Source organism: Alicyclobacillus dauci, from assembly GCF_026651605.1.
Classification (GTDB): Bacteria; Bacillota; Bacilli; order Alicyclobacillales; family Alicyclobacillaceae; genus Alicyclobacillus; species Alicyclobacillus dauci.
In genome coordinates, this window is the sequence record NZ_CP104064.1 from 1,728,753 (window position 1) to 1,741,046 (window position 12,294).

At 51.8% G+C, this 12,294-nt stretch carries 11 protein-coding genes; 9 read left to right on the top strand and 2 right to left on the bottom strand.

Annotated elements, in window-relative coordinates; all coding sequences use genetic code 11:
• Window positions 1–23 precede the first annotated feature (23 nt).
• Window positions 24–1,058 carry a GPR endopeptidase gene (gpr, locus tag NZD86_RS08610; RefSeq protein ID WP_268046827.1) on the top strand — a complete coding sequence of 345 codons (1,035 nt, stop codon included), beginning with the start codon at window positions 24–26 and terminating at the stop codon, window positions 1,056–1,058.
• A gap of 64 nt (window positions 1,059–1,122) precedes the next feature.
• Here gpr and NZD86_RS08615 read toward each other — a convergent pair whose 3' ends face one another.
• Window positions 1,123–2,217 (bottom strand): citrate/2-methylcitrate synthase, encoded by a 1,095-nt coding sequence (locus NZD86_RS08615; protein WP_268046104.1) that lies wholly within the window; start codon window positions 2,215–2,217, stop codon window positions 1,123–1,125.
• Window positions 2,218–2,295: 78 nt separating this feature from the next.
• On the opposite strand from NZD86_RS08615, the gene NZD86_RS08620 reads away from it, so the two are divergent.
• Entirely contained in the window at window positions 2,296–3,216 is a 921-nt protein-coding gene (locus tag NZD86_RS08620) for a LysR family transcriptional regulator (RefSeq protein ID WP_268046105.1), read from the top strand.
• A 133-nt stretch (window positions 3,217–3,349) separates the two neighbouring features.
• Here NZD86_RS08620 and NZD86_RS08625 read toward each other — a convergent pair whose 3' ends face one another.
• Window positions 3,350–4,117, bottom strand: a complete 768-nt coding sequence (locus tag NZD86_RS08625; RefSeq protein ID WP_268046106.1) for a lytic transglycosylase domain-containing protein — start codon at window positions 4,115–4,117, stop codon at window positions 3,350–3,352.
• A gap of 154 nt (window positions 4,118–4,271) precedes the next feature.
• Here NZD86_RS08625 and NZD86_RS08630 point away from each other — a divergent pair, with 154 nt between their 5' ends.
• The 7 genes from NZD86_RS08630 (at window position 4,272) to dnaK (ending at window position 12,248) form a co-directional block, all read left to right on the top strand.
• Window positions 4,272–4,733, top strand: a complete 462-nt coding sequence (locus NZD86_RS08630) for a hypothetical protein (protein WP_268046107.1) — start codon at window positions 4,272–4,274, stop codon at window positions 4,731–4,733.
• Window positions 4,734–4,750: 17 nt separating this feature from the next.
• Window positions 4,751–5,422, top strand: a complete 672-nt coding sequence (locus NZD86_RS08635) for a cation efflux transmembrane domain-containing protein (RefSeq protein WP_268046108.1) — start codon at window positions 4,751–4,753, stop codon at window positions 5,420–5,422.
• 224 nt (window positions 5,423–5,646) lie between these two features.
• The gene (lepA, locus tag NZD86_RS08640; RefSeq protein WP_268046109.1) at window positions 5,647–7,455 is read left to right on the top strand and encodes a translation elongation factor 4; all 1,809 of its coding nucleotides are present in this window, start codon (window positions 5,647–5,649) and stop codon (window positions 7,453–7,455) included.
• Entirely contained in the window at window positions 7,452–8,642 is a 1,191-nt protein-coding gene (hemW, locus tag NZD86_RS08645) for a radical SAM family heme chaperone HemW (RefSeq protein WP_268046110.1), read from the top strand. The genes lepA and hemW overlap by 4 nt, the downstream gene beginning before the upstream one ends.
• An 82-nt stretch (window positions 8,643–8,724) precedes the next feature.
• Window positions 8,725–9,759 (top strand): heat-inducible transcriptional repressor HrcA, encoded by a 1,035-nt coding sequence (hrcA, locus tag NZD86_RS08650; RefSeq protein WP_268046111.1) that lies wholly within the window; start codon window positions 8,725–8,727, stop codon window positions 9,757–9,759.
• Between the two features lie 38 nt (window positions 9,760–9,797).
• The gene (grpE, locus tag NZD86_RS08655; RefSeq protein WP_268046112.1) at window positions 9,798–10,370 is read left to right on the top strand and encodes a nucleotide exchange factor GrpE; all 573 of its coding nucleotides are present in this window, start codon (window positions 9,798–9,800) and stop codon (window positions 10,368–10,370) included.
• Window positions 10,371–10,421: 51 nt separating this feature from the next.
• On the top strand, window positions 10,422–12,248 hold the full coding sequence (gene dnaK, locus NZD86_RS08660; protein WP_268046113.1) for a molecular chaperone DnaK: 1,827 nt from the start codon (window positions 10,422–10,424) through the stop codon (window positions 12,246–12,248).
• Window positions 12,249–12,294 lie beyond the last annotated feature (46 nt).

Below are 12,294 nucleotides of genomic sequence, written 5' to 3' on the forward strand. Positions count from 1 at the left end.
GAGGTGGACAATTGATGAAACGTATGCAAATTCATGGACAACCTCGCAGTATGAAGTTACATGAACGACATCGATCGCTATCGCAATACAGTCCCCGCACCGACTTGGCGATGGAGGCGCATGCGCTCGCCAAACAAGGTGGTCGGTCTTTGACTGGTGTAGATGAATCACACGAAGAATTTGACGGCTTGAATGTGACTCGTGTTCGTGTTCGAACCAAGGTTGCAGAACGGCGTCTGGGCAAACGCAAAGGAATGTACGTCACGTTGGAGATTCCTGGTCTGCGGCATCGAGATCCAGACCTGCAGGAGCGTGTGACAAAGGTGTTTGCGGACGAACTGCATCGTCTACTGGATTTACCGAAGGACGCGTCTGTCTTGGTCATTGGTCTGGGCAACGAACACATTACGCCAGATGCCCTGGGCCCCATGGTTGTCAACAAGCTGTTTGTCACGCGCCATTTATTTCACTACATGCCTGAAGTGCTTGGGGACGGAAAAGGATATCGATCCATCTCGGCCGTGTCGCCCGGTGTGCTTGGGTTGACTGGGATTGAAACGAGCGAGATCGTCCGTGGAATTGTGGAGCGGATCAAGCCAGATGCCGTGATCGCGATTGATGCGTTGGCGTCGAGATCGCTCACGCGTGTGAATGCAACGATTCAGTTGTCTGACACGGGCATCCAACCGGGTGCAGGTGTGGGCAATAACCGGAAGGCACTCGACAAGGAATCCCTCGGCATTCCAGTCATTGCAGTAGGTGTCCCCACAGTCGTTGATGCCGCCACCATTGCGAACGACGCAATCGAACTCTTGATGAGTCAATTACGCGAACAAGTCCCGGGAAATGCCGCGAGCGCGTTATTTGATCAGTTAGGCACAGGAGAAAAATGGCATCTCATTCGCGAAGTATTGGATCCTATGGGCAATAATCTCGTCGTGACACCGAAAGAAGTGGATGATTTCATGGACGATGTTGCCTTTGTTGTAGCCAAAGGGCTTAACGTCGCCTTGCATCCAGCGATGACGATGGACGATGCCAATCTGGTGACACATTAACGATTAGCACGCTGTCTCCGGGCACCCTGGTCCTTTTCCGGCCAACCAAGTGCCCGGCGACCATTTACTCTAATTCGTGGTTAGTACCGACGTATAGTGCTTTCGGTCGAATCAGTTTATCAACGTCTTGTTGCTCCAAAATGTGTGCTGACCACCCAACGATACGACTTGCTGAAAATGTTGGCGTGTACAGTTCGGGTGGGATCTGAAGAGCGCGCAGTACACAAGCCGCCCAGTATTCCACGTTCGTAAACAATCGACGACCCGGTTTATGTGTCGCGAGCAATTCCGTGGCCTTATCCTCGACGACTTGGGCCAGTTTCAGTGCTTCTTGGCCCTTCAATGCTTCAACCGCAATATCGCGGAGAACGCGTGCACGTGGGTCCAGTGTTCGATATATGCGATGTCCGAACCCCATGATTCGTTGCCCTTGGGCAAGCCTGTCACGAAGCCATGACTCAGCGTTTTCTTCCGTTTCGATCTCGTTAAACATATCAATGACTTGGCTCGGCGCGCCACCGTGGAGTTCTCCTGTCATGGCCATCATTGCCGCCGCCAGGGCCCTTTGCATTGTCGCTCGGGTGGATGCTGCGACGCGGCCCGCGAAAGCAGAGGCGTTGAGACTGTGTTCCATTGTCAGAATCATGTATGCTTCCAGGACCTTCACGGAACGCTCATGCGGCTCTTCTCCTCCGGTTTGCATCCATAAGTAGTTAGCAACGTGTCCGAGGTCGTTTCGAGGCCCGATAAAGGGAACACCTTTTTGTTTTGCGTAATGCATGAGGAGCAAGACCGGGAACGCAGATGTATAAAAGGCTGCTTGCGAAACCTTATTCAAGTTTTCTGGTACGTCCAGGCTAAGTAGTCCAATCGTTGCAGCGTCCATGAGATCCATTTTAGCTGGTAGGTGATTCATAACGTCCACGACGTTTTCAGCAATTTGGTGTCCAGCTTGAAACGACCTAACCAGGTCATCTCTTTCCTCACGTGATGGGAGATGACCCGTCCACAAGAGGTGAGCAACCTCCTCATACGACGCTTTGCCAACCAGTTGATTCATGAGCATCCCTCGATAAGAGATCCTGCCAGCTTCGCCGTCCACTTCGGAGATTTCTGTGTGGGCTGCCACCACGTCCTGTAATCCATTGACCCATGCCATAACTTACCACGTCCTTTCGCTACAAGTGTACGTCGGATATCTGAAAATGTATAATGATTAAAATTAATCGTATCAATTATGAAATCGTATCAATTTGGGGCGTGGTCAATCTTGGAAATCACATGGCTTCAAACGTTCCTCGTGGCAGCCGAGGAAGGCAACTTCCATCGTACGGCCGAACGTTTGCACATTGCTCAACCCACGGTGTCTCTGCACATTCGAAAGTTGGAAGAGGTTTGGGGAGTTGAGCTCTTTCAACGCACGGGTCGGAATGTGGAACTAAGTGCTGCGGGCAGACGCGGGGTTAAGCACGCAAGGAATGTTTATGATGCGTATGTAACCAGCCAGGAGGAATTATCGCGCTTTAGCGAGTCGTACGACGAGACGATTGTCGTGGCGACCTCACCGATAGTGGCGTTGACTTTTTTGTCGCGATGGATCCGACGAATGCACCAGACCCACCCAAACATTCAGTTTACGCTTCGCGTGGTGGATTCGGATGACGTTTGTAAGCTCGTTGAGTCGCATGAGGCCGATATCGGATTCTCTCGTATACCATCCAGTTCCAGATTGATAGAGGGTAAAATCCTGTACGAGGATCCTGTCCGGCTGGTTGTGCCTGCATGGGACCAAGACCATGACGGATCGACTGTGACCGTGGACGATATTATGGAACGCTATCCTATCGTTACGCATAATCATCCGCTTTTCTGGGACGATCTCGTTACAGCCCTCCGCAACCGCTTCAAACCGTTGCGGACGATGCGCGTCAGTCAAACGCACGTGACCCTACACTTTGTTGAACAAGGGCTTGCTGCGTCTTTTCTGCCAGTGAGCCTTACCAGGCAGTCCCTGATTTTAGGACGGATCATGGAAGTAGACGTGCCTGATATGTCGCTACCCACAACCCATACATATCTTCTTACACGGGATATGCGCAGTGCTGTCAGTGATTTTGTTCAGTGCGTTGAGGACTATATGCAGGCACACGCAGGGTAGCTCCGGCTCGCATGAGGGTTTCCTGGGGGAAGCAACTCGTGTCGACAAGAAAGGGGCGTCGCTCAGCGTCAGGGCTTCGTGCAGCGACACTTGGACACCCCTCTTGGTTTCACATAATATAGGTTGTCGGTTTTTAGAGGTGATTACTGATTCCGGCCGTCTTTAATATGTTGGTGACATATGCCTGTGTTTCTGGATACGGCGGCACCCCGCCATGTTGTTGTACAGCTCCAGGGCCGGCGTTGTAAGCCGCAAGTGCCAGGGGAACGCTGCCGTTAAACTGACCGAGGAGTTGACTTAAATAGTGTGCCCCTCCGTCAATGTTTTGGGCGGGGTCCATCGGATTGGAAACCCCAAGTGATTGTGCTGTTTGAGGCATGAGTTGCATCAAGCCGAGTGCGCCCATGTTGGACACGGAATTTGGATTAAACCCTGATTCCTGTTGCACGACTGCACTGAGTAGATTTGGCGATAGGTTGTACTTGCTGGCAGCCTGTTGAATCAACGATTGAATGGGTGCGGGAGCGGAAGACGCATCAGCCACTGCCCCACCGGTTGCCGTAGGTGTCGTCGTTGTCGCGTTCGGTGCGGCCGTGCTTGTAAAGTTTGGCAACAAAGAAAGGAACGACGACATGGAGGGTCCCAGTACAGATGATGAAGAGCCGTCAGTGTTTAATGACAGGTCCATTGCGTCACTGGAATCCGTACCATCAAACGACAGCAGACTTGACATGGAAGCAAATTCTTCTTCCAATATCATATTTATGGTTTCCGCCAAAACTTGCTGAAAGGATTGGTTCGCCTGTGTTAATTGCTGGACTTGTTGAAGCCCGTTCGTGGAACCAGTCGTTCCGCTGACGATTGGCGTTGTACTTATGCCGCTAGCTGATTGAACGCTCATTCGTCACTGCTCCTATCATGTATTCACCTCGTAATTCTTCACATATCGAAAGTTTCCTTCTAGTAAAACGCACGTCACTTCAATTATTGGGTGATAATCTATCAACTGCGCGCATACGGATTAGTAGAACGACCGGTAAAGGGGATGTGCGCAGATGAAGCAGAATTGGCGATTAGCGCGCCGTCGACTGAAACAGACTGTAGCGGGGGTTCTCTTTATCGGCCTCCTTGTTGGTGCGAGCGGAACCGTATTCACTGCTTTTGCGGAGGCCATTACGCACCTTGGCAATGGGCCAACGCCACGCGTAGTAGGGGTAACGCAGCCATCAAGTGGGGACGCTCAGAGTTCCGTTCCGAACACCCCATTTAACTCGGCTGGCTCGGGCACGAATTCGTTTCAGCCGCCTGTCGTCGAGTATCCGAATACAGGTAACCAGGTTCCACAGCCGAACTTCACAGTCAATTCGACGCCTCCGGATCCCGGCGATGACGGCGTGAACAGCGCACTGGCAGCGGCAATGGATACCGGTGGCGTGTATGTGGGTGAGCGAGTGCAGAATGTGTTTGGGTCCATGCTCAAGGGACTCTTGAACACACTCTTTATCAATACGAATTGACGAGTGGAGGTAAGCGAATGTCGAGATCGTCGGTTCCGCTTCGGGACAAACTCTTGCGGAGTGCCCTGGAGATCGAACTGCTGTCAATTGGCTGGATCATGACAGAAGCCATTCTGTCCGCCATTGCCGCATACCGAGTAGACAGTTTATCCTTGTCAGCTTTTAGTGTGGATAGCGCGATTGAGCTCTTGAGTGGCATGGTTCTCGCCATTCGTTTGTTTACGGAAATGTATTCTGGAACGGAGATAGCTGAACACCATCGCTTGGAACGATGGACCAGCGGTTGCGTTGCACTGTGCCTATTTGCGTTGGCAGCATACGTTTCGTTCAAGTCGGGTCAGGCACTGCGTATCCAGCTCGGACCGACGCTGAGTATTCTTGGCCTCGTAACCGCTGCGTCGAGCAGCATCGTGACCCCTTGGCTTGCTGTGCAAAAACTGCGGTATGGTCGACTCTTGCACAGTCCAAGTCTGATCGGTGACGCTATGTGCAGTTTCACTTGTGCCTATATGTCGTGGACCTTACTTCTCGGTTTGGGCCTGAATGGATTATTTCATTGGTGGTGGGTCGATGCTGTTGCGGCAACGGGGATCTTATATTTTGTTCTTCAAGAAGCGTGGGAATCGTGGCACTCGTTCCGGTCAGATCAGCCGCACACACACGACCATTCACATCATTTTGGGGGATAACGAAAAAAATTTTCGACAATCGACGTGGTCGCATTCGACAGTTGTTGGGCTCGTCGGTCGAATGATATACTGATTTGGAACAAGCCGCGCCGTGGCGCGGTTTGTTTTCGTCGTGAAACGCATCATCGGCCAAGGTTCGCTAAGGGCAAAGCCCTAAGCTCAACTAGGCCGATATAACTGTCACTAACCGCTAACGCGCTAAGTGACAGTAAGGAGGACCAGACGTGTCGAACACTGACCGCCAGTCGCGAATTCGGAACTTTTCCATTATCGCGCATATCGATCACGGCAAGTCCACGCTAGCGGATCGAATTTTGCAATTGACCGGTGCCGTCAGCGACCGCGAGATGCAAGATCAACTGCTCGATCAAATGGACTTAGAGCGTGAACGCGGCATTACCATCAAACTCCAAGCTGTTCGTCTTAGCTACAAAGCGAAAGATGGGCAGGAGTATGAACTAAATTTAATTGATACGCCAGGACACGTGGATTTCACATATGAGGTATCTCGCAGTCTTGCTGCCTGCGAAGGGGCATTGCTCGTCGTCGATGCGGCGCAGGGGATCGAGGCCCAGACGCTTGCGAATGTCTACCTTGCCCTGGACAATGATCTCGAGATTCTGCCCGTGATCAACAAAATCGACCTGCCGAGCGCAGAGCCGGAGCGCGTGCGCAAGGAAGTGGAAGATGTCATTGGTCTCGACGCCAGTGAGGCCGTGCTCGCGTCGGCCAAAGCGGGTATCGGGATCGAGGAGATTCTCGAGCAAATTGTCGCTAAGGTTCCCGCGCCCAAGGGCGATTCGGACGAACCGTTACAGGCCTTGATTTTCGACTCACACTACGATCCATATCGCGGCGTCATCGTCTATATGCGAGTGTTCAACGGTGTGATCAAACCGGGAATGCGTGTTCGCATGATGGCCACCGGCAAGGAATTCGAAGTCGATGAAGTGGGCGTCTTCCGTCCGCGGATGACGCCTGTGGACGCCTTGTATGCGGGGGACGTTGGCTATTTGGCTGCGAGCATCAAGAATGTTCGCGACACGCGCGTTGGTGATACGGTAACGGATGCAGAGCGCCCCACACCGGAACCCCTACCAGGGTATCGAAAAGCAAATCCTATGGTGTTCTGCGGTTTGTATCCGGTGGACAGCGCCGATTACCAAGACTTGCGTGAGGCCCTCGAAAAGCTTGAATTAAATGACGCCGCCTTGACTTATGAGCCGGAGACGTCAAGTGCACTGGGCTTCGGTTTCCGCTGCGGGTTCCTCGGGATGCTGCATATGGAAATTGTCCAGGAGCGCCTTGAACGGGAATATGGGCTAACGCTCATCACGACTGCGCCAAGCGTTGTTTACAACGTGCATCTGACGGATGGGACGGTTTTATCTGTTGATAACCCGAGTGATATGCCTGAAGCGGATCGGATTGAGCGGGTGGAGGAGCCGTATGTTCGGGCATCCATTTTCGTTCCGAAAGATTATGTCGGGTCCGTTATGGAGTTATGCCAAGAAAAACGCGGGCAGTTCCATGATATGCAGTATTTGGACGAACTGCGGACGACAATCATTTACGATCTGCCACTGTCGGAAATCGTCTACGATTTCTTTGACCGATTGAAGTCGTCTACAAAAGGCTACGCGTCCTTTGACTACGAATTGGTTGGATATCGTGAGTCAAAACTCGTCAAAATGGACATTTTGTTGAACGGCGAAGTCGTGGACGCACTGTCGTTTATTGTGCATCGAGACAAAGCGTATGCTCGCGGTAGGTCCCTTTGTGAGAAGTTGAAGGAATTGATTCCGCGACAAATGTTTGAAGTGCCCATTCAAGCGACAATTGGCAATCGTGTCGTCTCACGCGAAACAATTCGCGCTATGCGTAAAAATGTGCTAGCAAAATGTTACGGCGGTGATATTTCCCGCAAGCGCAAACTCCTTGAGAAGCAAAAAGAGGGGAAAAAGCGCATGAAACAGGTTGGCAGTGTAGAGGTGCCGCAGGAAGCGTTCATGGCTGTTCTAAAAATGGAGTGAGAGCTTTGAAGGCACACCCGATAGATAGAGAGCGAAACGCAACACCCACGTCGCTTTATGTACACATTCCATTTTGTAAAAGCCGCTGTTTTTATTGTGATTTTAATACGTATGTAGCACCAGAGCGCGTCATGGAGAACTACGTGGAGTCACTTGACAGGGAGTTTTCGTTGCTGGGAGCGAACGCGACATCGCCGCTCGAAACGGTGTTTTTTGGTGGTGGAACGCCGACGTTACCGCCACCAGCGTTACTGGAGCGCATGCTTGAGTCTATGCATGCGCATTTTCGGTTTGCGCCGGAGGCAGAAGTGACGTTCGAGTCGAATCCGGATTCGGTCGATGATGACAAATTAAAGTTACTGAAGGATCACGGTGTGACTCGTTTGAGCTTTGGTGCTCAGACATTCCAAGACAGGCTCCTGTTGACCATCGGTCGGTCACACGACGCCCAGACTGTCGTGGAACGTGTGGAGGCAGCTGCTAAACTCGGTTTCCGACACATTAACGTCGACTTGATGTTTGGCCTGCCAGAACAGTCTCTTGATGACGTTGACGACGCATTGGCGCGAGTCCTGTCCCTGCCAATCGATCACGTCTCAGCTTACTGGCTAAAAATTGAAGAGGGCACGCCCTTTGCGAAGTGGCGGGACAAGGGGCAACTGCCGTTACCCGGCGAGGACTTGGAGGGCGACATGTACGATAAAGTCCGAGAACGACTCATATCAGCCGGGCTGCGCCATTACGAAATCAGCAATTTTGCCAAATCTGGTGGAGAGGCACGCCATAACTTGGTGTATTGGCGAAATCAGCCCTATCTGGCGGCAGGGGCGGGGGCTCACGGCTACGTCAATGGCACGCGCTACGAGAATGTGAGACGGATTCCCGCCTACATGGAGAAACTCACACAAGCCAAGCGGCCGATTGATGAGGAGCACACCGTATCCCATATGGAGGCCGCCGAGGACGCTATGATGCTTGGACTTCGACTGGACGAAGGCGTTTCTCAGAAGGCCTTTGAAGCGAGATTTGGTGTGAAGATACACGATCTCTACGGCGAACTCGTGACGGATTTGGAGCGGGACGGATTGGTTGAAGTTGATGGTGATAGGATTCGGATTCCGAGTCGCTACTGGCCTGTTGCGAACGTCATTTTTGAGAAGTTCGTGACCGCGAATCCTGTCGATTGACAACGGCGTTCCTCGTTGCTATTGTCAAGAAGATGATGTTTAGCACTCGATTGTCGAGAGTGCTAACAAGGAGGCGAGAGTGGTGCTGACCAACAGACAGCAACTGATTCTGAGTGCAATCATTGAGGATTATGTTCGCGTGGCTGAACCCGTCGGATCGCGTGCACTCGCCAAGCATGAAACCATTCAATTTAGTCCAGCCACCATTCGAAATGAAATGGCCGACTTAGAAGAAATGGGCTATTTAACACAGTTGCACACGTCTTCAGGTCGAATTCCATCGCAGAAAGGTTATCGATTTTACGTCGATAATCTCATGCAACAAGGCGAAGTGGAAATGAACACTGTGGCGATATTGCGTTCATTTTTTTCGAAACGAATTGATGAAGTCGAGCAGGTCGTTCGAGAGATGTCTACCGTTCTCTCCAATTTGACTAGGCAGACGGCCATTGTTCTCGGACCAAAAATGTACACAGACAAAGTGCGCAAGATTGAACTCATCCCATTGACCGCTGGTCGAGCTGTCGCCATTCTTGTAACGGATGCGGGCCATGTGGAAGATTGCACCGTGCACTTGTCTGAGGACATTCGAGTCGAAGACGTTGAGTCCATCGTGAACGTCCTCAATGAGAAGTTGGTCGGTATCCCGGTCTCCAAGCTTCGGTCGAATTTGTACAGCAAATTAGCCGAGCAATTAAGTCGAACTGTTGAGCGATACGAAGATGTCTTAGCTATCGTCGAGGAGTTCTGTCAAGTTGGTGGGCGCGACGAACCTGTCTATATTAACGGTGCGGCAAATATGCTGAGTCAACCAGAATTTCACGATTTCGAGAAGGCACAGTCACTTCTATCGCTGCTGGAGACTGGACACGTTGTCAGTCGCCAACTCCCTCTTGAAGGGATGGGTTTTCAAGTCCGCATTGGAGCGGAAAACCCGGCTGGACCACTCCAGGATTGTACTGTCATCACGACGACGTATAGTTTGTCAGGGAAACCAGTTGGCCATATTGGAGTGTTGGGACCGATTCGGATGGACTATAGCCGCATTATGCAAATTCTAGACTTCTCGTCACGGTCCATGACGGCCTTGTTGACGCGCTGGACAGAAGGGTCTTAACCTACCGAACATCGCGGCAAGGAAAGGATGTTTGACATTTGGCTGACGAAAAAGATTTGGTTGAAGAAAATAACTTGAACGACACACAGAATCAATCTGACGCAGAGAATGACGCTGTGGAAGCAGAAGTGGAGACAATCGAAGCGGATGCAGAAGTGACAGCAGACGATGCGGGCCAAGACCCAAAGGACGCCGAAATTGAGAGTTTGCAACAGCAGTTGCTGCGAGTTCGGGCTGACTTCGATAACTTTCGACGCCGTACGCGTCAAGAAAAGGAAGAATTGAGCCAGTTCGCGACAAGAAAACTGCTTGCAGACCTTCTGCCCATTGTGGACAATTTCGACCGGGCACTTGCTGCTGAGGATGGAGCTGACGACCAGTTGAGGACTGGGATCGAAATGGTCCATCGTCAGTTGACGCAAGTGCTGTCGCAGCACGGTGTGGAGCCCATGAAAGCCCAGGGGGAAACATTCGATCCGGTGCGCCATGAAGCTGTCATGCAGGAATCTGTAGACGGTACGGAGCCGAATGTGGTCCTTCAGGAACTGCAAAAGGGCTACATGCTGCACGATAAAGTGTTGCGTCCTGCAATGGTGAAAGTCAGCGTGTAAACTCCTGCCTCTGGCAGAATCAGCATTACTGAACATTGAGGAGGAACTAGAGTGGCAAAAGTCATTGGTATCGACCTTGGGACAACAAATTCATGTGTCGCTGTGATGGAGGGTGGAGAACCCGTTGTCATTCCCAATGCGGAAGGCAATCGTACAACCCCTTCAGTTGTCGCTTTCAGCAAAGATGGTGAACGTCTCGTCGGTGACGTTGCGAAACGTCAAGCCATTACGAATCCGGACAAGACCATCATCTCGATCAAGCGGCATATGGGAACGGATCACAAAGTTCAAATTGATGATAAATCCTACACGCCGCCAGAAATTTCGGCTATGATTCTGCAAAAGTTGAAGGCCGATGCAGAAGCGTATCTCGGCGAAACGGTGTCACAGGCGGTGATCACCGTACCAGCCTACTTCAGCGACAGTCAACGCCAAGCTACGAAGGACGCTGGAAGAATCGCTGGACTCGAAGTACTCCGCATTGTCAACGAGCCAACCGCTGCCGCCTTGGCATATGGTTTGGATAAGGAAGGCGACCACACCATCCTCGTATTCGATCTCGGCGGTGGTACATTCGACGTATCCATTCTCGAACTCGGTGATGGCGTGTTCGAAGTAAAGGCCACCAGTGGTAACAACAACCTCGGCGGCGACGACTTCGACAACCGGATTATGAACTACTTGATCGACACGTTTAAAAAGGACACGGGCATCGACTTGGGCAAGGACAAAATGGCCATGCAACGTCTCAAGGACGCGGCTGAAAAAGCGAAGAAGGAACTGTCATCGACTTTGACGACGACGATTTCCCTGCCGTTCATCTCAGCTGATGCATCGGGCCCGAAGCACTTGGAAGTCAACCTCACCCGTGCGAAGTTCGAAGAAATCACCGCTGATTTGATTGAGGCAACCTTGACACCAACGCGTCAAGCGCTGCAAGATGCAGGATTGTCCGCAAGTCAAATCGACAAGGTCATTTTGGTTGGTGGATCCACTCGGATCCCGGCTGTCCAAGATGCCATCAAGAAGCTCATCGGACAAGAACCATCGAAAGGTGTCAACCCGGATGAAGTTGTGGCTGTCGGCGCGGGCATTCAAGCCGGTGTCTTGACGGGTGAAGTGAAAGACGTCGTCCTGTTGGACGTTACACCGTTGTCCCTTGGAATTGAGACCATGGGCGGCGTGTTTACGCGTCTGATCGATCGCAACACGACGATTCCAACATCGAAGAGCCAGGTGTTCTCGACGGCTGCTGACAACCAGACTTCCGTTGAAATTCACGTGCTGCAAGGCGAACGCGAAATGGCACGAGACAACAAAACACTGGGTCGCTTTACCCTCAGTGACATTCCGCCGGCTCCGCGCGGTATTCCGCAAATCGAAGTCTCCTTTGACATCGACGCCAACGGTATTGTCAACGTGAATGCGAAGGACCTCGGCACAGGCAAATCGCAGCGGATTACCATCACGGCTTCGAGCGGACTTTCGAAGGACGAGATCGACCGCATGATGAAAGAAGCACAAATGCATGCGGAAGAAGATAAAAAGCGCCGCGAACAGGTTGAATTGCGCAACGAGGCGGACCAACTTGTTTATCAAACGGAGAAGACCATCCGCGATCTCGGCGACATAGTCGATGCAAGCTTGAAGCAGGAAGCGGAAGATAAGCAGAAGGCATTAAAAGAGGCACTCGAAGGCACCGACACGGATGCCATCACGAAAGCGAAGGACGAGTTGACCGAGGTGCTGCATAAGCTGTCAACGAAGCTGTACGAGCAGACAGCACAAGCTGGTGCGACAACGGCTGAAGGCGAACAAGCGAAGGACGACAACGTCGTGGATGCGGAATTCACTGAGGTCGACAAGGACAAGAAGTAATTTCTCTTTTGCGAGATCTACGTTAAAACACGCGACGATTCGGCAG

Excerpts from the sequence above, each read along its gene's own strand:
- NZD86_RS08620 (WP_268046105.1), top strand. The coding sequence starts at position 2,296 with ATGAAATCGTATCAATTTGGGGCGTGGTCAATCTTGGAAATCACATGG.
- NZD86_RS08625 (WP_268046106.1), bottom strand. The coding sequence starts at position 4,117 with ATGAGCGTTCAATCAGCTAGCGGCATAAGTACAACGCCAATCGTCAGC.
- gpr (WP_268046827.1), top strand. The coding sequence starts at position 24 with ATGCAAATTCATGGACAACCTCGCAGTATGAAGTTACATGAACGACAT.
- NZD86_RS08615 (WP_268046104.1), bottom strand. The coding sequence starts at position 2,217 with ATGGCATGGGTCAATGGATTACAGGACGTGGTGGCAGCCCACACAGAA.
- NZD86_RS08635 (WP_268046108.1), top strand. The coding sequence starts at position 4,751 with ATGTCGAGATCGTCGGTTCCGCTTCGGGACAAACTCTTGCGGAGTGCC.
- NZD86_RS08630 (WP_268046107.1), top strand. The coding sequence starts at position 4,272 with ATGAAGCAGAATTGGCGATTAGCGCGCCGTCGACTGAAACAGACTGTA.